The following is a 21,948-nucleotide window of genomic DNA, read 5'->3' as shown; positions in this document are numbered from 1 at the left end:
ACGGGCGAATCCCCGCGCCGGTGACCTGTCCGACTTCGGACCCGTTGGCCTCGGTATGACCTCCACATACGCAGAAGCGGAACGCCGTCGCCGGATCCTCTTCCCCGTGCCGGCAGAATCGGTTCCCCTGGGGACCCTGGCGCCCCAGGAGACAGCGTGGGCGCAAGGGACCCAGTGGACGCAGGGAACGCAGGGAGCTCACTGGACGCAAGCGGCCCAGGGATCACAAGGGCCGCAGGGATCTCAGGGGTCAGACGGGTCCCAGGGATCCCACACGCACCAGCAGCCCCTGGATCCCCCCATCTACCGGGCCCTGATCCGGGCCTGGGCGGACCGCGGCCGGACCCTGCCCGGCCGCCACGACCCGGAGTGGGTCCGGCTCGTGGCGCCCTCGGCGATGTACGGCTATGTGCGGTTCAGCGCGACTCGGGACCCGCGAGGTGACGGGCGATGACCATCCGCTGGATCTGGTTGGTGCCCTCGACGATCTGGAGCACCTTGGCCTCGCGCATCAGGCGCTCCACGGGGAAGTCCGCCGTGTAGCCGTATCCGCCGAGCACCTGGACGGCGTCCGTGGTGACCTTCATCGCGGTGTCGGTGCAGTGCAGCTTTGCCATGGCCGCCTGCTTGGCGAACGGCCGTCCCGCGTCACGCAGCCGGGCCGCGGCGAGGTAGAGCGCCCGGCCCGCCTCGATCTGCGTCGCCATGTCCGCGAGCATGAAGCGCAGGCCCTGGAAGTCCGCGATCGGCCGGCCGAACTGCCGCCGTCCGGCGGCATACGCGACCGCCTCGTCGAGCGCGGCCTGGGCCACCCCGATCGCGCAGGCCGCTATGCCGAGCCGCCCGGAGTCGAGCGCGGACAGGGCGATCGCGAAGCCCTGGCCCTCGTCGCCGATGCGCCGGTCGCCGGAGATCCGCACCCCGTCGAAGTGAACCTGGGCGGTGGGCGATCCCTTCATGCCCATCTTCTTCTCGGGCGCCGCCGCGCTCAGCCCCTCGGCGTCGCCGGGCACCAGGAACGCCGTGATGCCCCGCGCCCCTTCACCGCCGGTGCGCGCGAGCACGGTGTAGAAGTCTGCGACCCCGCCGTGCGTGATCCAGGCCTTGGTGCCCGTGATCACCCACTCTCCCCCACTCTCGGCTTCGCTCGATCGGGAGGTACCCCCATCATCCCGTACGGCCTTCGTACGCAGGCTGGCGGCATCCGAGCCTGATGACGGCTCCGAAAGGCAGTAGGCCCCCAGGAGGCCGCCGCCGAGCATGGCCGACAGATGCTCGGACCGCTGCTCCTTGGTGCCGTAGTTGGCGAGGGCGTGACAGGCGAGCGAGTGCACGCTGACCCCGAGGCCGACGGTGAGTCGGGCAGCGGCCAGCTCTTCGAGGACCTGGAGGTAGACCTCGTACGGCTGGTCTCCGCCCCCGTACTCGGAACCGTACGGAAGGCCGAGCAGTCCCGACTCCGAGAGCAGTGCGAAGACCTCCCGCGGGAAGTGCCCGGCATCCTCCTCCTCGGCCGCCTTCGGGGCGATCTCGCGCTGCGCGATGTCGCGGACGAGCGAGATCAGATCCCGGGCCTCGTCGGTGGGCAGGTGACGGTCCACCGGCTGCGGGGCGCGGTCGGGCATGGTGACGCTCTCTTCCATGTCGGGCACTTCGGCGAGCGCACGCCTGGGTGGGGCTGCCCCGCCTGGTCTCACTGGGCCTGGTCTGACGGCACTGCGGATGCTCGCGCCTCCGGGTCGCGGAAGCGGCTGATCAGCGGCTGTGCGCTGTGAGTATGCCCGATCCGGGGCACCGAGTCACCAGTTAACGACCGCTTACTCAAGAGTACCGAATTCTGTGCCGCCTGGTCCGAACCATTGACCTCACTGGTCTAGTCCTCCTACTGTTTCGCTCCAACGCTTCATCGCGTTCATGCCAATTGGCACCCGTTCCCCTCTCCCCCACGAGGAGACACGATGCTCAGCTCGTTCCGCCCCCGCGTCCGATTCCGGGCGCTCATCTCCGCCGCGTGTTGCGCCGTCCTCGGCGCGGGACTGCTCGCCGGTGCGGGCACGGCCACCGCTGCCGCTCCGACCGAACAGGCCGCCGCCGCCAAGGCGGCCGACTCCAGGGCAGCCGACTACAAGGCAGCCGGTTCCAAGGTCGTCGGCTACTTCACCGAATGGGGCATCTACGACCGCAAGTACCTGGTCAAGAACATCGACACGTCCGGCTCCGCCGCGAAGCTGACGCACATCAACTACGCCTTCGGCAACGTTGTCGGCGGCAAGTGCACGATGGGCGACGCCAACGCGGCGACCGAGCGGGCGTACACCGCGGCCGAGTCGGTCGACGGGGTCGCGGACACCTGGGACCAGCCGCTGCGCGGCAACTTCAACCAGCTGCGCGAGCTCAAGAAGAAGTACCCGAATATCAAGGTCCTCTGGTCCTTCGGCGGCTGGACCTGGTCGGCGGGCTTCACCGAGGCGGCCAGGAACCCGGCGGCCTTCGCCCAGTCCTGCTACGACCTGGTCGAGAACTCGAAGTGGGCGGACGTCTTCGACGGGATCGACATCGACTGGGAGTACCCGAACGCGTGCGGCGCCACCTGTGACACCAGCGGGCGGGACGCGTACAGGAACCTGATGTCGGCGCTGCGCGCCAAGTTCGGCAGCTCCCAGCTGGTCACCTCGGCCATCACGGCGGACGCCGGCGCCGGCGGCAAGATCGACGCGGCGGACTACGCGGGCGCCGCCCAGTACGTCGACTGGTACAACCCGATGACGTACGACTTCTTCGGCGCCTGGGACGCGACCGGTCCCACGGCTCCGCACTCGGCGCTGAACTCCTACTCGGGGATCCCCAAGGCGGAGTTCCACACCTCCGCGACCATCGACAAGCTCAAGGGCATGGGCGTCCCGGCGTCGAAGCTACTGCTCGGCATCGGCTTCTACGGTCGCGGCTGGACCGGTGTCACCCAGGCGGCGCCCGGCGGTACCGCCACGGGCCCTGCGACGGGCACGTACGAGCAGGGCATCGACGACTACAAGGTGCTCAAGGCGAAGTGCCCGGTGACCGGCACGGTCGGCGGCACCGCGTACGCCAAGTGCGGGAACGACTGGTGGAGTTACGACACCCCGTCGACCATCGCCGGAAAGATGAACTACAAGAACGCGCAGAACCTGGGCGGCACGTTCTTCTGGGAGCTGAGCGGTGACACGCCGGACGGCGAGCTGATCAAGGCAATCAACTAGCTTTGCCGGTACGGCACTTGGGGCGGGGGCCGGTCGGCGGGCCCTCGCCCTTCACCGGTTCCCGTCAACGGTTCCCATCCCGGCGCGCGGGCCGCGGGGCCGGGTAGGAGGCGTCGAGTTCCTCGATGGCGCGCATCGTGCCGCCGAGCATCTTGACCAGCAGCTCGCGCATGAGGTCGCGCGGGATGCCGTAGTGGTCGATCCAGTCGAGGGTGGCCCCCTCGACGCTGCACAGCCAGCCGAGCAGCGCCATCCGGGGCAGCGGGGCGATCTTCCGTCGCCCGTACGCTCCTTCGGCGATCGTCTCGACGATGGCCTCCCGCACGCTCTCCCGGATGGCGTGCACCTCGGCGTCGAAGCCGACGCCTCCGCTGATGATGGTGCGGTACGCGGCGTGGTTGTGCTCGGCGTAGCGCAGATAGCCTTCGATGGTGCGGTGCACCCGTTGCTCGGGGGGCAGTTCGAGACCGCCGGCCGCCCGGGAGATCAGGTCGGCCACCGAGTCCTGGACGATGGCCAGGTAGTAGCCGCGCTTGGACTTGAAGTAGTAGTAGATCAATCCCTTGGCGACGTGCGCCTGTTTCGCGATGTCGTCCATCGACAGCGCGTCGTAGGACGTGTCGGCGAACAACTTCCGCCCGATGGCGATGAGTTCGGCGCGGCGCGCTAAGGAACGGTCGGTGCCGCGCGCTCCGGGGCGGTCGGCACCACGCTGTGGACTGTTACTCAATTCCGGACCTGGTCTCCAACTGCGAGCGGGACATCCGCAGTATGGCAGAGCAGTGCCAGCAGCCTGTTCGACTCTCTTCGACTGCGATCAGACGAGACCGAGCTGCGTCACGAGCATCGCCAGCACGACCACGAACGTCCAGCCCATGACGTGCTCAAGGATCTTGGGCCCGTCGTCCTTGGGGCCGCCGGTACGAGCGCGGGCACGTCCGGCGGTGGCTCCCGCGGTGGCTGAGGTCGTGGTCATGGCAGCTCGCTCACGTCGGTCTTTCGGTGGACTCCCCCCACCGTTCTGTCCACCTTGCCACCGAATCGGGCTTTTACGGGAGAGAGCTTGGTCACTCAGCGAATACCCACCGCGGTCAGCGCCTCCCGCTGGCCGGCCGTGGGGTCGGCCGGGAAGTAGACGTAACAGACCCCGCCGGTGCCGGAGACGACCTTCCCGGAGGCGTTGTACCTCTTGGTGCGGAGCCACACGTTCTCCCACTCGCGCCGCCGGTAGACGCGCCGCACCGACTCATTGTCGGGCGAGGCCGGGTCGTTGGCGATCACGTCACCGCCGGCGGTGAAACCGATGACCGTCATCAGATGGCCCGCGGTGCCGTAACCCGCCCCCGTCAACTCGGACTTGAGGAAGGACTGGGACGTCATGGCCGGGATTCCGGCGGCGATCAGCGTCTCCAGGTCGGCGAGCGAGCGGAGCCGGGTCACCACGCCCTGGAGGTCCTGGTACGTCGCGGCGTACGCGGCGTTGAAGGGCCAGTTTCCGCAGCCGGCGTACTGGTGGTCGAAGGTGGACCGGGCGGCGTGGCACACCTGCGGGTCCGCGTACCCGGGACTGACCCAGGCCAGGTCCGCCGCCGCGGGCTTCCGCCCCCAGTACTCGACGATCATCTGGGAGGAGGTGGGGCTGCACCAGGCTTCGCCGCCGTTGTCGTACTCGGGGTACTGGCCGGCGTGGATCTCCTGCGAGTAGCGCGGCACCGTCAGCTCCCGCGCGAGACCGGGCGTCGAGGCCGGGACGGTGAAGCGGTCCGGGACGTCGGAGCCCATCGCGCCGAGCCGCCACACGGTCGGCGTGGCCGTGGTCCCGGGCTTGCGGTACAGGGTCAGCCGCAGCCGGTACGACACCAGGCGCAGGCCCGAGGCCGTGTCGTCGATGGCGAAGGTGTCCGTCTGGATACTGCTCCTGCCGTCGCTCTGGCCGTCCACCGAGGTCCGCTTGATGTCCTGGTCCCCGGCCGCCCAGCGGCCCATCACGTACCAGGGCGTGTCCGTGCCGTCGGAGTACGTGCCCGTCAGCTCGACCTGGAGCCAGGTGCCCGCCGGGGTCCGCGCGTTCCAGGAGGCGACGACCTCGGTCGAGGGAACGGCGAGACGGTGGACGGGCGAGGTCCAGCGCGCGTACTCCCAGGCGGCGGTCCTGCCGGCGTGCGGGTCCTCGTAGTCCTTCCGGCCCTCGGCGGTCTCGATGACCAGGCTCGGGCGTGTCCCCTCCACGGCACGGGTGCCCGCCGCGGTACCACCGCGCCAGTCGGCGTACGAGGTCCAGGCACGGTTGTCCACGAGGTTCGCAAGGGCTTTCGATGGGGCGGCGGTCCGGGGGCTCGCGGTGTCGGCCGTCCGGCCGGCGGCCGACGCCGGGCTCGCGGCGCCCGCGGTGGCCGCGGCGACCGCCACGGCCAGGAGGTTTCTGCGGGACGGCTGTTCAGCTCTGGTCATGGGCGGGCGACCCCCAGGGTATCCGGAACGGTCAGGTCCAATGCACGGGAACGGGCACGACAACGGCGGAACTTTATACCTTTTCGTACGATTTCATCGGTATCGGCCTCGGTAGAATGATCCTCCTGAGCCCACCGGAGTACCCGGGCCGGCTTCCTCCCGAACACGTACGCGCCGCACCCCACCACACCTCACCTCACCCAAGGACCCCTCATCCACCTCCACGCCCTCGCCTCCCGGCTGCACCGGCTGCCGCCGTCCTGCGGCCCCGTCCGGCTCGTCGGCGTGGACGGGCACGCGGGCTCGGGGAAGACCACGTTCGCGGACCGTCTGGCCGAGGCGCTGGGTGGCGCCCCCGTGCTGCACCTGGACGACATCGCCACGCACGAGGAGCTCTTCGCCTGGACCGGGCGGCTGCTCCGGGAGGTCGTCGAGCCGCTGTCCCGGGGCGGCACGGCGCGCTACCGGCCGTACGACTGGGTCACGCACGGCTTCGGACCGCCGCGCGACCTGCCGCCCGCACCCGTGGTCATCGTCGAGGGAGTGGGTGCCGGCCGTCGCACACTGAGGCCGTGGCTCGCGCGGCTGCTGTGGATGGAGCTGACCGACGAGGACGCGTGGGAGCGCGGGCGGCAGAGGGACGGTTCGGCGCAGAGCGCGTTCTGGGAGGGGTGGGTCCGGGCGGAGCGTCGGCACTTCACCAAGGACCCCTCAAAACCGTTCGCCGATCTTCTGGTGCTGCAGTGGCCAGAGGGATTTGAGGTGCTCCCGGGACCTGCTGCGACATCGAAGGAGGGCTTCGCTGTCACTGACCGTGACGGTCCCGCATCGGTGTGCTGAACTTGTGAAGACCCACCTCCGAGAAGTTGCCTGAGTCCTCCAACTCGGCTTGACCCGGGGGCCGTACAGGACTTACGTTCTGAATGTGCGGCCTTTTGGGGCCGCCCCGCAGACGCGAAGCCCCCGGTTGTTCCCCCGTGATCGGGGGCTTCGTTCTGCCCACAGCCGTTTTTCGGACGCTCCGAGGCTCGATTTGTTCACCCTGGGTCACCATGCCGGGTGCGCCCCATCTGCTCCCACCTCGGAGAACCTGTCGTGCGGCACCCTTCGGCCCGGTACTCCCCCGCAGGTACGATGCCTCTCGGTGCGACATTCGGACGGCAGCTCTCCGCACCGAACGCAACTCCCGTCCGCGGCACAGCGGTTCGACGAAGACTGCCGACGGGCACCGGCCCGCCCGGCGATCAACGGGGGCACGGTTTGTGGGGGACGTGATGGACTTCGGCACGCAGGGCCCCGAGGCCCCGGCCGACCTCGCCTGGCTGCGAGGTGTGGACGCCTACACGATGGGGGCCTATCCGCAGGCGGAGGAGGAGTTCCGCGCCGCGGTCCGGATGGATCCGGCCATGGCCGACGGCTGGCTCGGGCTGCACGCGCTCCGCGTCGACACGACGACGGCGCTGCTGCGGATGTTCCGGCATCGGGATCGCTTCGGAGAACAGCGCTCGCGTCACCGGCGCACGCTCAACTCCTGGTACTGGCTCGGCTGGTGGGTGCAGCCGGTCCTGGAGTCGCCGCGCGATCTGCTGCTCGCGCACGCCTCGCACTGGCTCGACGGACGTCATGTCCCGGAGCTGGACCGGGCGTTGGCGGGCCTGCCGCCGGTGGACACGGATCCGCAGGTGAGATTCCTGCACGCCTGCCGGGCGTATCTGGTCAAGGACTGGGAGCAGTTGGTCCGGCACACGGATCCGCTGATCGACGATCCGATGCTGGGCATCGAGGCCGGCCTCTTCGGCGGCATGGCACGGGTTCGCCTGGAGATGTACGGGCAGGCCGAGCCCCTGCTGTCGTCCGCGCTGATGCGCTGTCGCAGCGAGCAGCCGCAGCGCAAGGAGCTGCGGTACTGGCTGGCGCGGGCGCACGAGGGCACCGGCCGCTCCGCCGCCGCCCTGCCCCTGTACCGGGCGGTGCACCGGGTCGACCCGGCCTTCATGGACACCTCCGCGCGGCTCGCCGCGATCTCCGAGGGCGACGGGTACGACGACACGGCCGACCTCGCGGCGATCACGCTCACCGGGGTCGGGCAGGACATCCTGGACGGCCCGGACGGCGTCGACCCGCTGTTCGGCGGCGAGGGCCGTGATCTCAAGCTCTCGGAGCCGGAACCGCCGCCGTCGGGCGCGCTGCCCTCCGAGGCGGACCGGGTCCGCGAGAAGGCCATCGTGCCGGTGAGTCCGCCGCATCTGCCGACCGGGCCCACCGACCCCGCGCTGCTCGAAGAGGCGCTCGCCGAGCTGGAGCGCATGGTCGGCCTCGAACCGGTCAAGCGCCAAGTCAAGGCGCTGTCAGCCCAGTTGAACATGGCGCGGCTGCGGGCCGGACAGGGTCTGCCGGTCCAGCCGCCGAAGCGGCACTTCGTGTTCTCGGGTCCCTCCGGCACCGGCAAGACGACCGTGGCCCGTATCCTCGGCCGGGTCTTCTACGCGCTCGGCCTGCTCGGCGGCGACCACCTCGTCGAGGCCCAACGAGCCGACCTGGTGGGCGAGTACCTCGGCCAGACCGCCGTGAAGGCCAACGAACTGATCGACTCCGCGATCGGCGGTGTCCTCTTCGTCGACGAGGCCTACTCGCTCTCCAACTCCGGCTACGGCAAGGGCGACGCGTACGGCGACGAGGCCTTGCAGGTGCTGCTGAAGCGCGCCGAGGACAACCGTGACCACCTGGTGGTGATCCTCGCGGGCTACCCGGAGGGCATGGACCGCCTGCTGGCCGCCAACCCCGGGCTCTCCTCCCGCTTCACGACCCGCGTCGACTTCCCCTCGTACCGTCCGCTCGAACTCACCTCGATCGGCGGGGTACTTGCCGCCGAGAACGGTGACGTGTGGGACGAGGAGGCCATCGACGAGCTGCGCTCCATCAGCGGGCACGTCGTCGACCAGGGCTGGATCGACGAGCTCGGCAACGGCCGCTTCCTGCGCACGCTGTACGAGAAGAGCTGCGCCTACCGCGATCTGCGGTTGTCGGGCTACGCGGGCAGCCTGAGCCGCGACGACCTGTCCACGCTGCGGCTGCCGGATCTGATGCAGGCGTACGGCGAGGTGCTGTCGGGGCGGGGGCCGCAGGATCCTTCGCCGATGTGAGCGGCACGCGAAACGGGGTGGGGCCGCGGAAACCTTCCGGTTTCCGCGGCCCCACCCCGGTCGTGAGCCCTCAGCTCGCCAGTGCCTGCTCCGCCGCCTCCTGGCCCGGCGCCGGATCCTGCGTCTCCTTGCGCGGCTCGCCGACCCGTACCGGCGGGGCCTGCCGGTGGGCGGGGTCGCGGACCTCGCCGACCAGCAGTTCCAGTACGTCCTCCAGGGCGACCAGGCCGAGCACCTTGCCCGACGCGTCGGCGACCTGCGCGAGGTGTGTCGCGGCGCGCCGCATCACGGTCAGGGCGTCGTCCAGCGGGAGTTCGGCCCCGAGGGTCGTCATGGGGCGCCAGACCTGCTGCGGCACGGCCCGCTCGGACTCCTCCAGGTCGAGTACGTCCTTCACGTGCAGGTAGCCCATGAAGGCGCCGTTCTCGGCGGCCACCGGGAAGCGGGAGTACCCGGTGCGTGCGGTGAGCGCGACGACCTGGCCCGGGGTGACCGAGGGGCCGACGGTCACCAGGGACTCTCTGTCCAGGAGCACGTCCGTGACCGGGCGGGAGCCCAGTTCCAGGGCGTCCTCCAGGCGCTCCTGCTCCTCGGGGTCGAGGAGGCCGGCCTGTCCCGCGTCCTCGACGAGCCGGTTGAGCTGCTCGCTGGTGAAGACCGCCTCGACCTCGTCCTTGGGCTCGACGTGGAAGAGCCTGAGGATGACGCGGGCACAGGCGCCGAGACCCAGGGTGACCGGCTTGCACAGCCGGGCGAAGGCGACCAGGCCGGGGCTGAGCCACAGCGCGGTCTTCTCGGGGGCGGCCATCGCCAGGTTCTTCGGCAGCATCTCGCCGACGACGAGGTGCAGGAAGACGACCGCGGCGAGGGCTATGACGTACCCGAGCGGGTGGATCATGCCCTCGGGGAGGTGCACGGCGTGGAACACCGGCTCCAGGAGGTGCGCGACGGTGGGTTCGGCGACCGCGCCGAGCGTCAGCGAGCAGACGGTGATGCCGAACTGCGCGGCGGCCATCATCTGCGGCAGGTTCTCCAGGCCGTACATGACCTGCCGGGCCCGTGCGGTGCCGAGCGGTTCGATCTGGCTGCGGCGGACGGAGACCAGCGCGAACTCGGCGCCGACGAAGAAGCCGTTGGCGAGCACGAGCAGGACGGCGAACAGGAGTTGGAGCACGCTCATCGGGCTGCCTCCACCGCGGAAGCGGAAACGGAAGCCGACGACGCCGAAGCCGCAGCCGAGGCCGCGGAAGCCGGAGCGGCACCGGCGATCCTGACCAGCCGGACCCGTTCGGCCCGGTAGTGCCCGACCTGGCGCACCGAGAGGCGCCAGCCCGGCAGGTCGGCCTTGTCGCCGGGTGCGGGGATCCGGCCGAGCAGATCGGCGACGAGGCCGGCGACCGTCTCGTACGGGCCCTCGGGGACGTCCAGGCCTATCCGCTGGAGGATGTCGACGCGGCAGCTGCCGTCGGCGTCCCAGGCGGGCCGGCCGTCCTCGGCCGGTGCGGCGGCGAGTTCGGGGGGTTCGTTGAGTACGTCGTCGTGCTCGTCGCGGACCTCGCCGACGAGTTCCTCGACGATGTCCTCCAGGGTGACCACGCCGGCCGTGCCGCCGTATTCGTCGACGACGACGGCGATGGGCTGTTCGTTGCGCAGCCGCTCCAGGAGGGGCTGCACGGGCAGCGTCTCCGGGACGAGCAGCGGGGCCTGGGCGATCCGGGTGACGGGCGTGCGCAGCCGGTCGTGCGAGGGCACCGCGAGGGCGTCCTTGAGGTGCGCCATGCCGACGATCTCGTCGATCCGCTCCCGGTAGACGGGGAAGCGGGACAGGCCGGTGGCGCGGGTGAGGTTGACGACGTCCTCGGCGGTCGCGGAGGACTGGAGGGCGCTGACCTTCACGCGCGGGGTCATGACGTGCTGCGCGGTGAGGTCGGCCAGCGAGAGCGTACGGACGAACAGGTCGGCGGTGTCCTGCTCCAGGGCGCCGGCCCGGGCCGAGTGCCTGGCCAGGGAGACGAGCTCGCCGGGGGTGCGGGCGGACGCCAGCTCTGCGGTGGGCTCGACGCCCAGTGTGCGGACGAGCCGGTTGGCCACGGAGTTCAGCCCCGAGATCACCGGCCGGAAGACGGTCGAGAAGGCGTGCTGCGGGCCCGCGACGAACCGCGCGACCTGCATGGGCCTGGAGACCGCCCAGTTCTTGGGCACGAGCTCGCCGATCACCATCTGCACGGCCGAGGCCAGCAGCATGCCGAAGACCACGGCGACACCGGACACAGCGCCTTCGGGGATGCCGGCCGCGGTGATGGGGCCGTTCAGGAGCTCGGCGAGCGCCGGTTCGGCGAGCATGCCGACGACGAGCGAGGTGATGGTGATGCCGAGCTGGGTGCCGGAGAGCTGGAAGGACAGCTCCTTGAGCGAGTTGACGACCGTACGGGCCCGTCGGTCGCCCTCGGCGGCGGCCTTCTCGGCGTCGGGGCGCTCCACCGTGACGAGGCCGAACTCGGCCGCCACGAAGAAGCCGTTGGCGAGAATCAACAGGAACGCCGCCCCGAGGAGCAGCAAGGGGATGGTCATGCCGCCGCCTCGATATGTCGGGAGGGGGCGGCGCAGGTACTACAGGACGATCCGTCCATCGCTGGAGGGAGTCACTCCTCGAATAGCAGGGGGCCGCTGAATACCGGGTGGAATGTCAGCGGCGGAGGCGCAACGAAAACGCCTCCGCCAACAGATTAATCAAGACATGGGCCCGTGCGGCAGGGTGGAAGGCCGAGAGTCAGCCGTGATGTTCGTCGTGCTGGTCTTCCTGCTGTCCGTCGGGCACGTGGACGGAGCGGGTCTCGGCGAGGGCGCGCAGCGTACGGGCGTCGCGGATCGCACGCTGCTTGGCGATGCCCGGCTGGATGCCGAGCGCGGGCAGGCTGGTGCCGTCGCTGAGGTCCAGGAACACCCACGGGTCGCCGGGGCGCAGGTTGACCTGCAGGATCTCCGGCCAGGCCAGCCGTCGGCTGCTGGCGATGTTCACGACGGTGACCCCGGACTCGTCGGCGACGACTTTCGGCCTGGAGAGCAGTACGAGCACGCCGAAGAGCAGGGCGCCGGTGAAGACGAAGCTGCTGCGTTCCCCCGGGCCGAGTTTTTCCAGCAGCATCGCGACCGTGGTGATGACCACGAAGATCGTGGCACCGGCGGTCAGCAGGACGGCTCGGGTACGGCCCGGCCGGAAGGTGACGGGAAGAGCGGGCAGCTCTGGTGCGTCCGACATGGTGGGCGGTCCTTACGACCTCGGGGGAGATAGGGAGTGGCGTCGCGGCGTCTGGCACGCACGCTCGCCGCGTTGCCGAAATGCCCTAGTAGCTCCGCTACGAGGACATCCCGGCGCCTTGCGATCGCACGCACCAGACGCCACTCCTTGATCCACTCCCTATCTCCCCCGAGGTCGTTAGAGGCGGCAGGCGTGGATGGCCGTGGTCAGGATGGCCCGCGCGCCGATGTCGTACAGGTCGTCCATGATCCGCTGGGCTTCCTTGCTCGGGACCATCGCGCGCACGGCGACCCAGCCCTCGTTGTGCAGCGGCGAGACGGTCGGCGACTCCAGGCCCGGGGTGAGGGCGACGGCCTTCTCCAGCTGCTCGACGCGGCAGTCGTAGTCCATCATCACGTAGGTCCGCGCGACGAGGACTCCCTGGAGGCGGCGCAGGAACTGCTGGACCTTGGGCTCTGTTTCCTCGGAGGCTCCGGTGGCCGCCGCGCCGGCGCGGCGGATGACGACGGCCTCGGACTTCATGATCGGCTCGCCGAAGACCTCAAGGCCCGCGTTGCGCAGCGAGGTGCCGGTCTCGACGACGTCCGCGATGACCTCGGCGACGCCCAGCTCGATGGCCGTCTCGACGGCGCCGTCGAGGTGGACGACGGAGGCGTCGATGCCGTGGTCGGCGAGGTACTTGGCGACGATGCCCTCGTACGAGGTGGCCACGGTCATACCGGCGAGGTCCTCGACGGAGCCTGCCGTGCCGGGCTTGGTGGCGAAGCGGAAGGTGGAGCGGGCGAAGCCGAGCGGGAGGATGGCCTCCGCGTTGGCGCCGGAGTCGATGAGCAGATCGCGGCCGGTGATGCCGATGTCGAGCTTGCCGGAGGAGACGTAGATCGCGATGTCGCGGGGGCGGAGGTAGAAGAACTCGACCTCGTTCTCCGGGTCGACGATCCGCAGCTCCTTGGCTTCCCGGCGCTGCTGGTAGCCGGCCTCATGCAGCATCTCCCCCGCGGGGCCTGACAGGGAACCCTTGTTGGGGACGGCGATGCGCAGCATGAGGTCGGCTTCCTTTGCGTGACGGGGTTTTGGGTGGAACCAGGAGACTTACAGGTGGGCGTAGACGTCGTCCAGCGAGATTCCGCGGGCGACCATCATCACCTGGACGTGGTAGAGCAGCTGCGAGATCTCCTCGGCGGCCGCTTCCTTGCCCTCGTACTCGGCGGCCATCCAGACTTCGGCGGCCTCTTCGACGACCTTCTTGCCGATGGCATGGACGCCCTTGCCGACCAGCTCAGCGGTGCGGGAAGTGGCGGGGTCGCCGGTGGCGGCCTTGTGCTGGAGCTCGGCGAAGAGCTCCTCGAACGTCTTATTGGACATGGTGCTGCCCACCCTACGCGCAACCGCCGTTCGCTCAGCGCCAGGGTTCGGATACTGAGCGGAGGGTGGCCGCCGTCGCCACCGCCGCCGTCACCGCCTCGTGCCCCTTGTCCTCGTTCGAGCCCTCGATGCCCGCGCGGTCCAGGGCCTGTTCCTCGGTGTCGCAGGTCAGCACACCGAAGCCGACGGGGACGCCGGTGTCGATGGAGACCTGGGTGAGGCCCTGGGTGACGCCCTGGCACACGTACTCGAAGTGGGGGGTGCCGCCGCGGATGACGACGCCCAGCGCGACGATCGCGTCGTACCCGCGGCCCGCGAGGACCTTCGCGACGACCGGCAGCTCGAAGCTGCCGGGGACCCGCAGGAGGGTCGGCTCGTCGATTCCCAACTCGTGCAGGGCGCGCAGCGCGCCGTCGACGAGACCGTCCATCACCTTCTCGTGCCACTGTGCCGCGATGACGGCGACCCGCAGGTCGCTGCAGTTGCGTACGGACAGTTCGGGTGCGCCCTTGCCGCTCACGTCTGTGTCTCCTCGTGCTTTTTTCTTCGTTACTGGTTGCCGCAGGCCGACACGGTGGTCGGGTCCAGCCAGGGCAGGTCGTGTCCCATCCGGTCCCGCTTGGTGCGCAGATACCGGAGGTTGTGCTCGCCCGCCTGTACGGGCATCGGCTCGCGCCGGGTGACCGTGAGGCCGTGGCGGAGGAGCGCGTCGGTCTTGTCGGGGTTGTTGGTCATCAGGCGCAGGCTGCGCACCCCGAGGTCGTCCAGGATCTGCGCGCCGGCCGCGTAGTCCCGGGCGTCGGCGGGCAGGCCCAGTTCCAGGTTGGCGTCGAGGGTGTCGTGCCCCTGCTCCTGGAGTTCGTACGCGCGCAGCTTGGACAGGAGCCCGATGCCGCGCCCTTCGTGGCCGCGGAGGTAGACGACGATGCCGCGGCCCTCGGCCTGGATGCGCTCCAGGGAGGCTTCGAGCTGGGGGCCGCAGTCGCAGCGCAGCGAGTGGAAGATGTCGCCGGTGAGGCATTCGGAGTGGACGCGGACGAGGACGTCCTCGCCGTCACCGATCTCGCCGTGTACGAGGGCGACGTGCTCGACGCCGTCCACGATGGAGCGGTAGCCGAAGGCCGTGAACTCGCCGAAGGCGGTGGGCAGTTGGGTCTCGGCCTCGCGGCGGACGGTGGGCTCGGCGGTGCGGCGGTAGGCGATCAGGTCCTCGATGGAGATGATCGTCAGGCCGTGCTTGCGGGCGAACGGGATCAGCTCGGGCAGGCGCAGCATCCGGCCGTCCTCGCCCGCGATCTCGACGATGGCGCCGGCCGGGCGCAGACCCGCGAGCCGGGCGAGGTCGACGGCGGCCTCGGTGTGGCCGTTGCGGACCAGGACGCCCCCGGGCTTGGCGCGCAGCGGGAAGATGTGGCCGGGGCGCACGAAGTCGTCCGCCGCTGCCGCGCCGCCGGCCAGCAGTTGGAGCGTGGTGGCACGGTCGGCGGCGGAGATGCCGGTGGTCACGCCGTACGCGGGCCCCGCGTCGACGGAGACCGTGAAGGCGGTGCGCATCGACTCGGTGTTGTTCTCGACCATCTGCGGGAGTTGGAGGCGGTCGAGCTCGTCGCCCTCCATGGGCGCGCAGATCAGGCCGCGGCACTCGCTCATCATGAAGGCGATGATCTCGGGGGTCGCCTTCTCGGCGGCGATGACGAGGTCGCCCTCGTTCTCCCGGTCCTCGTCGTCGACGACCACGATCGGGCGGCCCGCCGCGATGTCCGCGATGGCCTGCTCGACCGGGTCGAGCGCGAAGTCCGAGACGTCTTGATCGTGGCCCGTGCTGTACCAGACTTCGGCGCACAGGGGGGCGGCGCGAAGCGCCTCGTTCAGGGCGGGGGTGGGAGACGGGTGGGATGTCATGCCGGGGCTCCTTCCGGGAGAGGCTGCCCGGCCTTGCGGGAGCGCAGCCACCAGTCGCGCATGCCCCACAGGACGAGCGCGCCGTAGATGATGTAGACGAAGCCGGAGAAGGCGAAGCCGTTGGCGAAGTTGAGCGGCACGCCCACCAGGTCGACGAGCAGCCAGGCGAACCAGAACTCGACCATGCCGCGCGCCTGGGCGTACATCGCGACGACCGTGCCGACGAAGATGTACGCGTCCGGCCAGGGGTCCCAGGAGAGCGTCGGGTACGCGGTGAAGAGGCTGCCGACCGCGAGGGTGCCGACGGCCGCGGCGCCGAGGAGGTACCCGCGCTCGCGCCAGGTGGCGAAGCGCACGGCGATGGAGCCGTCCTGCGCACCGCCCTTGCCACGGTTCCACTGCCACCAGCCCCACAGGGCGACCGCCATGACCACCAGTTGCTTGCCGGCGCTGCCGGAGAGGTGGGCGGTGGCGAAGGCCGCGAGGAGGATGGCACCGGACAGGAACTGGACGGGCCAGGTCCAGATGGACCGCCGCCAGCCGAGGGCGAGGCCGATGAGACCGATCACGTTGCCGATCATGTCGGCCCACTTGATGTGCTGGCCGAAGAGCGTGAACGCCTCGGAGTTGAGCCAGTTCACGACGTCGCTCCCTGGGTGCCGGGCAGCGCGGCCGGCTGCTCTCCCCGTGCGCCGAGCAGTCGCTCGACGTACTTGGCGATCACGTCGACCTCCAGATTGACCGGGTCGCCGGGCTGCTTGAGGCCGAGCGTGGTCAGGTCGAGGGTGGTCGGGATGAGGCTGACGGTGAAGAAGTCGGGGCCCGCCTCGACGACGGTCAGGCTGATGCCGTCGACGGTGATGGAGCCCTTCTCGACCACGTAACGCGTGAGGTCCGCGGGGAGGGAGATCTTCACGATCTCCCAGTTCTCGGACGGCTTGCGCTCGATGACCTCGCCCGTGCCGTCCACATGGCCCTGCACGATGTGTCCGCCGAGGCGCTCACCCACGGCCATGGGGCGTTCGAGGTTGACGCGGGAGCCGACGGCGAGGACGCCGAGGCTGGAGCGGTCCAGGGTCTCCGCCATCACGTCGGCGGTGAACTCGTCGCCCTCGTGCTCGACGACCGTCAGACAGACACCGTTGACGGCGATGGAGTCGCCGTGGCGGGCGCCTTCGGTTACTACGGGGCCACGGAGCCGGAAACGGGAGGCGTCGCCGAGGTTCTCGACGGCGGTGATCTCACCCAGCTCTTCGACGATTCCGGTGAACACTTCCCGGGTCCTCCTGCCTCTTCGGGCACGGACTCCGGGGCCTGTCGATGACGACAGATATGAGCGAGCGAGGACACCGGGGGCGACGCCGCGTAGTAGGACGTGCCCGTGGGACACGTCGAAACAGACGGCGGCGCGCACGAATGCCCGCCCGCCGCGCACTGCCTCCCATCCGGACTTTAACCGTCGGTCCAGGAATTTCACCTGGTCAACCGGCCGCTGGAAGCGACCGGGTCGCGGACTGTAACCGCCGGTTCGGACTTTCACCGACCCCGGAGTGCGCTGCTTCTGGTACAGACTCAGTGTGCCACGCCTGATCGACGCCCATGCGGGCGAATGCTGTGGGCTGCCTCACAGGGCGTGCAGATGGACTTCACTGAACACTCACGAAGGACCAACTACCGTTCGGACACGGCGCCTTACCATTGGTCCATACCTATTTGACGCTGTGGTCTAGTCCACTTTAGGGTCTGCGTTCACTGATGCCTTTTCGGGCTCCGCGTTCGCCGGCCCGTCCCCAGAACGACCCGGCGGCGGTGACGGAGGCCCTTGCCCCGCCGCCGGGTCTCCGATCCCGGACACCGACCGCCCTGGTCACCTCGCCGGAGGCGACCGCCGGACCCCCGGGCGGCCGTCGCCTCCCCGGAGGCGGTCTCACCTCTCCGGAGGTGCGAACAGTTCGTCCTGGGCCCCGTCCCGCGCCATCAGCAGCGCCCCGCGGAGCACGGCGCCGCCGCCGAGGGTGCCGGCCCGCACCTCGGTGGGCAGCGGCGACATTCGGCCGACCCGGTCCTGGACACGGGCGGCCAGCGCCTCGCCGCCCGCCCCGCCGATCTCGCCCGCGAGGACCACGCATCCCGGGTCCAGCACGGCGACGACGGACGCGGCCCCGAGGACGACGCGATCGGCGAGCGTGTCGAGGAATCCCGAAGCCGAGGGCTCCCCGGCGTCGGCCGCGACCCGCCCCACCGCGACCCCCGTCACCGCCTCCCGCCGCACCGCCTCCCGCACCAGCGCCGCCGCATGCGGTTCGTGGGACACGGCGGGCGCCACGATCCCGTGCCGGGCCGCCAGTTCGGTGATCGCCGCGGCGCCCGCGAGGGAGTTGAAACCGCCCTCGCAGTCCGTCGCGGACGGCAGGCCGTTCGTACCCGGCACCGGCAGGAAGCCGATCTCGCCCGTACCGCCGGAGGCACCTCGCCGCAGGACGTCGTCGAGGACGACGGCCGCGCCGATGCCGTGGCCGAGCCAGAGCAGGACGAAGGTGTCGCGGTCCCGTGCGGCTCCGTCGCGCTGCTCGGCCAGCGCGGCGAGGTTGGTCTCGTTCTCGACGAGGACGCGGGCCGGGAGTCGCTCCTGCAACGCCGCGACGAGGCGGCGGTGCCATTCGGGCAGCCCCGAGGAGCCGCGGAGTTCGCCGGTGGCGGGGTCGATCAGTCCCGGGGCTCCGACACCGATGGTGTGCAGCCGCTCGACGCCGGCCTCCTTGGCCGTACGTTCGACCAGCGCGACCGCCTGCTCGACGGCGGGCCCGGTGTCCGTCTCGTCGCCGATCGGCACCGACGCCTCGGCCAGCACCGAGCCCAGCAGATCCGACACGAGGACGGCCACGCCCTCGGTCCGTACGTCCAGTGCGGCCAGGTGCGCCCGGTCGGCGACGATCCCGTACAGCTTGGCGTTCGGGCCGCGGCGCCGGGTGCCCGACTCCCCCACGACGCCGATGAGTCCGGCCGCGGCCAGGCGTTCTACGAGGTCGGCGACCGAAGGCCGGGACAGGCCGGTGAGCTGCTTCAACTGCCCTGCCGTCAAAGGGCCCTCCTGCTGGAGGAGACGCAGGGCGAGCCGGTCGTTGATGGCCCGGGCGGTGCTCGGTGATGCGGGCATGCCGGGATCCTTCCAGATCGGTGGGGCCGGGGCGGCGCGGCCCGATACCGCCTATCTATCAGGCAGGGTTCCTGATAGTTTACGGCAGCACAGTGGGGAGAGGACAGGAAGAGGACGGGGAGGGGCCGGGAGAATGAGTGACGTGGTCTACGACCAGCGAGAGGTGAGGCGCTCCCGGTACGCCGTGGCGGCGGTGTTCGCCGTGCACGGCGCGGTCACCGGTTCGTTCGCGACCCGCGTCCCGTGGATCCAGGACCACGCCTCCGTGAGCCCGGGCCAACTCGGCCTGGCGCTCGCCTTCCCCGCGATCGGCGCCTCCGTGGCCATGCCGCTCGCGGGCAGCGTCAGCCACCGCTTCGGCGCCCGCGCGGCCCTGCGCGGCCTGATCTCGCTGTGGACGCTCGCCCTCGTCCTCCCGGCGCTCGCGCCGAACCTGGTCACCCTGTGCGCGGCCCTGTTCGTCTACGGCGCGACGGCGGGCATGGCCGATGTGGCGATGAACGCGCTGGGCGTCGAGATCGAGAACCGGCTCGACAAGTCGATCATGTCCGGGCTGCACGGCATGTGGAGCGCGGGCGCCCTGATCGGCTCGGCGGCAGGCACGCTCGCCGCCCATCTGGGCTCGGACGCGCGCCTGCACCACGCGCTCGCGGCGGTGACGCTCACGCTGCTCGGTGTGGCCGCCTGTCAGTGGGTGCTGGACCTGCGTCCCACCGAGGACGAGGAACCGCCCCCGCGCTTCGCGCTGCCTCCGAAGTCGGCGCTGCTCATCGGCGCGATCGGCTTCTGCGCGGTGTTCGCGGAGGGGGCGAGCCTGGACTGGTCGGCGGTGTATCTGCGGGACGTCCTCGACAGCTCGGCGGGGGTCGCGGCCGCGTGCACGACGGGCTTCGCGCTCACCATGGCGATCGGGCGGTTCGCGGGCGACGCGGTGGTGGACCGCTTCGGTCCGGTCCGTACGGTACGCGTCAGCGGTGTCCTGGCGGCCCTCGGTGCGCTGCTCGTCGTGGTCGCCCAGAGCGCCGCCGTGGCCATGACGGGCTTCGCGCTGCTGGGCCTCGGTATCGCCGTCGTGGTCCCGCTCTGCTTCGCCGCGGCCGGTCGCAGCGGCCCCAACCCGTCCCAGGCCATCGCGGGCGTCGCGACCATCACGTACACCTCGGGTCTGATCGCGCCGTCCGCGATCGGCACGGTGGCGGACGCGACGAGTCTGGTGACGTCCTTCGTCCTGGTGACGGTGCTGACCTGCGGCGTCGCCGCGTTCGCGGGCGTGCTGCGCACCAGCGGCCGCCAGAGCGGCGGGAAGGTCGCCCCGGCGGACGCGAAGGTTCCGGACCCCAGGCCCTGAACCGGCCGCGCGGGTCGGCGGGTCGGCGGGTCGGCGGGTCGGCGGGTCGGTCAGCGTGCCAAGTCGTAGGCGTAGTCGGGTGCGAACGTGCCCGGCGCGCCCTGACAGCCGTCGGACTCCCCGGGCAGCTTCACCCACAGATAGGCGTCGATCCTGGCCTCTCCGGTGCGCAGGGTCGGTGCCTGTCCGAGCTTCCGGCCCTCGGGGTCGCACCACACGCCGGCGGGCGGGGCGCCGTTGCCGTTGCGGCTGGTGTCGATGACGCCGCCCAGGCTCGCGGGACCGCCGAGGGCGTCGAGGGTCCGGCGGACGTAGGCGACCTCGTCGCTCGTCCGGTGGAAGTTGGAGACGTTGCTGAAGATGCCGTCCGAGGAGGCGGCGGACGCGGCACCGGCCCGGCGCAGCAGGTCGGCCGCCGTCTCCGGTGTGTTCCAGCCGGAGTGGCCCGCGTCGAAGTAGACCCGCGCATTCGGGTTGGCCGTCTTGAGGACGCGTCCCGCGCGGGCCAGCGAGGCGAAGCGGGCGGCCCGGTCGCCTTCGGAGAGGCAGTCGGACTGGGCGATCGCGTCGGGCTCCAGGATCACGATGACGTCGTCGGAGCCAAGGCCGGCCGCGAACTTGTCGATCCATCCGTCGTACGCCCCGAGGTCCGGCGCACCGCCCTGCGAGGCACCGCCGCAGTCGCGGTTCGAGATCGCGTACGGGACGACGACCGGGACCTGGCCCCTCGCCGAGCCCGCCGACGTGACGGCCCTGACCCGGGAGGTGATGTTCGACGGCGTGTAGTCCGCGAACCACATGGCGGCCGGCTGGGCCGCTATCCGGGACTCGATCACCGGGCGGCGCGGGTCGTCGCGGTGGTCGCTTATCCAGTCGAGGACGTTGGAATCGGGGTGGCGGTAGAGCTGGCCGGACACGGGCTCCGTCCGCGGCTTCGTCGCCTCGGTCTTCGACGGCTTCGGGCTCGCCTTGGCCTTGGTCCTGGACGGGGAGGGCGACGGGGAGGCGGACGTCTCCGAGGGCGTGGGAGTGGGCACGGCGGGCAGCGGCTGCAGAAGCGGTGAACTGGTCACGTCGGGGCGTGCCTCGTCGGTGCCGCGGCCCTCGTCGAGCGCGGACATCATCCCCGTCACGGTGCCGACCACGGCGACCGCGGACGCCACGGCGACCATGGCGCTGCGCCGGGCGGCGCGCCTGCGCTCCACCCTGCGTTCGGCCAGGCGCTGGGCACGTTGGCCTGACACGTGGTTCTCCCCCTCCTCCGGGGCCCACGTGTTCCCCCGTTCTGGGGAAGCGTGCGGCCCGGCGGCCCTCCGGACACCCTAAGCCTGGGACCCTGCCCCCATGGTGCGGTTGAAACAGTTCACGGCTCGCGTGCACGGCGTCGACGCGGTGGTGCACCGGATGCGGGCGCTCGACGCGATCTGGCCCGAGCGCGACGGTGTCGCGGTCTTCAACCGCGTCTATCTCGCCGTCACCGAAGAGGTCGATCGGCGCCTGGACGCAGGGCAGTTCACCGATGCGCGGGCCGCGATCACGCTGGACGTACTGTTCGCGGAGCGCTACCTGGCGGCCGTCGAGGCGGTCGCGGACGAGCGCCGTCCCCCCGCCTGCTGGCGGCCGCTGTTCCAGCTCCGGCGGCATCCAGGAGTACGTCCGTTGCAGTTCGCCCTTGCGGGCATCAATGCGCACATTGGGCACGATCTGGCGCTCGCGGTTGTAGACACTTGTCGTACGCTCGACTGCGAACCGGCGGAGCTGGAGGACGCGTTCGACCGCGTGGGGGATGTCCTCGTCTCGCTGGAGGAGCGCATCCGCGAAGATCTGATGCCGGGCCCCGATCTGCTCCAGATCGCCGACCCGCTGACCCATCTGCTCGGCGCGTGGAGCCTGGACCGGGCCCGGGACGCGGCGTGGTCGGCCGCCCGTGCGGTGTGGGCGCTGCGGGAACTCCCCGACCTGGCCGAGGAGTTCGTCGAGCGGCTCGATATGGGGGTGGGGCTGGTGGGCCGGTGCCTGCTCACTCCTCTCGCGTACCACTGACCCGGAGGCCGGGCGGCTGACCAGGTGGTCACCCGGGAGAGCGC

The 21,948-nt window shown here is 70.7% G+C and carries 20 protein-coding genes and 1 riboswitch; of the genes, 5 read left to right on the top strand and 15 right to left on the bottom strand.

What is annotated here, in order from left to right; genetic code table 11:
- Positions 1–416: 416 nt before the first annotated feature.
- A complete protein-coding gene (locus OHA11_RS39795; protein WP_266507779.1) occupies positions 417–1,625 on the bottom strand; it encodes an acyl-CoA dehydrogenase family protein in 1,209 nt (402 codons plus the stop codon).
- 333 nt (positions 1,626–1,958) lie between these two features.
- Between OHA11_RS39795 and OHA11_RS39790 the strand changes: the two genes are divergently transcribed.
- Positions 1,959–3,236, top strand: a complete 1,278-nt coding sequence (locus tag OHA11_RS39790; protein WP_266504868.1) for a glycoside hydrolase family 18 protein — start codon at positions 1,959–1,961, stop codon at positions 3,234–3,236.
- 64 nt (positions 3,237–3,300) lie between these two features.
- Here the strand turns inward: OHA11_RS39790 and OHA11_RS39785 are convergent, their stop codons facing one another.
- From OHA11_RS39785 to OHA11_RS39775, 3 genes are all read right to left on the bottom strand, one after another.
- A complete protein-coding gene (locus tag OHA11_RS39785; RefSeq protein ID WP_266504865.1) occupies positions 3,301–3,966 on the bottom strand; it encodes a TetR/AcrR family transcriptional regulator in 666 nt (221 codons plus the stop codon).
- A gap of 87 nt (positions 3,967–4,053) precedes the next feature.
- Positions 4,054–4,212 carry an SCO1431 family membrane protein gene (locus tag OHA11_RS39780; protein WP_266504862.1) on the bottom strand — a complete coding sequence of 53 codons (159 nt, stop codon included), beginning with the start codon at positions 4,210–4,212 and terminating at the stop codon, positions 4,054–4,056.
- Between the two features lie 95 nt (positions 4,213–4,307).
- Entirely contained in the window at positions 4,308–5,687 is a 1,380-nt protein-coding gene (locus tag OHA11_RS39775; RefSeq protein WP_266504860.1) for a peptidase C39 family protein, read from the bottom strand.
- Positions 5,688–5,900: 213 nt separating this feature from the next.
- Between OHA11_RS39775 and OHA11_RS39770 the strand changes: the two genes are divergently transcribed.
- Positions 5,901–6,527, top strand: a complete 627-nt coding sequence (locus tag OHA11_RS39770) for a uridine kinase (protein WP_266507778.1) — start codon at positions 5,901–5,903, stop codon at positions 6,525–6,527.
- Between the two features lie 434 nt (positions 6,528–6,961).
- Positions 6,962–8,830 (top strand): AAA family ATPase, encoded by a 1,869-nt coding sequence (locus OHA11_RS39765; RefSeq protein ID WP_266504857.1) that lies wholly within the window; start codon positions 6,962–6,964, stop codon positions 8,828–8,830.
- A gap of 70 nt (positions 8,831–8,900) precedes the next feature.
- Here OHA11_RS39765 and OHA11_RS39760 read toward each other — a convergent pair whose 3' ends face one another.
- The 10 genes from OHA11_RS39760 to OHA11_RS39715 form a co-directional block, all read right to left on the bottom strand.
- On the bottom strand, positions 8,901–10,010 hold the full coding sequence (locus OHA11_RS39760) for a hemolysin family protein (protein ID WP_266504855.1): 1,110 nt from the start codon (positions 10,008–10,010) through the stop codon (positions 8,901–8,903).
- Positions 10,007–11,401: a hemolysin family protein gene (locus OHA11_RS39755; protein ID WP_266504853.1), complete on the bottom strand. Its 1,395-nt coding sequence runs from the start codon at positions 11,399–11,401 to the stop codon at positions 10,007–10,009. The genes OHA11_RS39760 and OHA11_RS39755 overlap by 4 nt, the downstream gene beginning before the upstream one ends.
- Before the next feature lie 199 nt (positions 11,402–11,600).
- Positions 11,601–12,089 carry a PH domain-containing protein gene (locus OHA11_RS39750; RefSeq protein WP_266504851.1) on the bottom strand — a complete coding sequence of 163 codons (489 nt, stop codon included), beginning with the start codon at positions 12,087–12,089 and terminating at the stop codon, positions 11,601–11,603.
- A 177-nt stretch (positions 12,090–12,266) separates the two neighbouring features.
- The gene (gene hisG / locus OHA11_RS39745; RefSeq protein ID WP_266504848.1) at positions 12,267–13,133 is read right to left on the bottom strand and encodes an ATP phosphoribosyltransferase; all 867 of its coding nucleotides are present in this window, start codon (positions 13,131–13,133) and stop codon (positions 12,267–12,269) included.
- A 48-nt stretch (positions 13,134–13,181) separates the two neighbouring features.
- Positions 13,182–13,454 carry a phosphoribosyl-ATP diphosphatase gene (locus OHA11_RS39740; protein ID WP_055533705.1) on the bottom strand — a complete coding sequence of 91 codons (273 nt, stop codon included), beginning with the start codon at positions 13,452–13,454 and terminating at the stop codon, positions 13,182–13,184.
- Positions 13,455–13,488: 34 nt separating this feature from the next.
- On the bottom strand, positions 13,489–13,974 hold the full coding sequence (gene ribH, locus OHA11_RS39735) for a 6,7-dimethyl-8-ribityllumazine synthase (RefSeq protein ID WP_266504842.1): 486 nt from the start codon (positions 13,972–13,974) through the stop codon (positions 13,489–13,491).
- 29 nt (positions 13,975–14,003) lie between these two features.
- Positions 14,004–15,356 (bottom strand): bifunctional 3,4-dihydroxy-2-butanone-4-phosphate synthase/GTP cyclohydrolase II, encoded by a 1,353-nt coding sequence (locus tag OHA11_RS39730; protein WP_266504840.1) that lies wholly within the window; start codon positions 15,354–15,356, stop codon positions 14,004–14,006.
- Positions 15,353–15,997 carry a nicotinamide mononucleotide transporter family protein gene (locus OHA11_RS39725; protein ID WP_266504837.1) on the bottom strand — a complete coding sequence of 215 codons (645 nt, stop codon included), beginning with the start codon at positions 15,995–15,997 and terminating at the stop codon, positions 15,353–15,355. Before OHA11_RS39725 ends, OHA11_RS39730 begins: the two co-directional genes overlap by 4 nt.
- Entirely contained in the window at positions 15,994–16,629 is a 636-nt protein-coding gene (locus OHA11_RS39720) for a riboflavin synthase (protein ID WP_266504834.1), read from the bottom strand. Before OHA11_RS39720 ends, OHA11_RS39725 begins: the two co-directional genes overlap by 4 nt.
- 154 nt (positions 16,630–16,783) lie before the next feature.
- Positions 16,784–16,914: riboswitch (FMN riboswitch) on the bottom strand.
- Between the two features lie 369 nt (positions 16,915–17,283).
- A complete protein-coding gene (locus tag OHA11_RS39715) occupies positions 17,284–18,513 on the bottom strand; it encodes an ROK family transcriptional regulator (protein ID WP_266504832.1) in 1,230 nt (409 codons plus the stop codon).
- A 133-nt stretch (positions 18,514–18,646) separates the two neighbouring features.
- Here OHA11_RS39715 and OHA11_RS39710 point away from each other — a divergent pair, with 133 nt between their 5' ends.
- On the top strand, positions 18,647–19,861 hold the full coding sequence (locus OHA11_RS39710) for an MFS transporter (RefSeq protein WP_266504831.1): 1,215 nt from the start codon (positions 18,647–18,649) through the stop codon (positions 19,859–19,861).
- Positions 19,862–19,911: 50 nt separating this feature from the next.
- Here the strand turns inward: OHA11_RS39710 and OHA11_RS39705 are convergent, their stop codons facing one another.
- Positions 19,912–21,033 carry a glycoside hydrolase family 6 protein gene (locus OHA11_RS39705; RefSeq protein WP_266507777.1) on the bottom strand — a complete coding sequence of 374 codons (1,122 nt, stop codon included), beginning with the start codon at positions 21,031–21,033 and terminating at the stop codon, positions 19,912–19,914.
- A 172-nt stretch (positions 21,034–21,205) separates the two neighbouring features.
- On the opposite strand from OHA11_RS39705, the gene OHA11_RS39700 reads away from it, so the two are divergent.
- Positions 21,206–21,904: a DUF5995 family protein gene (locus tag OHA11_RS39700; protein WP_266504828.1), complete on the top strand. Its 699-nt coding sequence runs from the start codon at positions 21,206–21,208 to the stop codon at positions 21,902–21,904.
- The last annotated feature ends 44 nt before the right edge of the window (positions 21,905–21,948 follow it).

This window comes from Streptomyces sp. NBC_00878, from assembly GCF_026341515.1.
Classification (GTDB): domain Bacteria; phylum Actinomycetota; class Actinomycetes; order Streptomycetales; family Streptomycetaceae; genus Streptomyces.
This window is presented reverse-complemented; position numbering and strand designations above follow the sequence as displayed.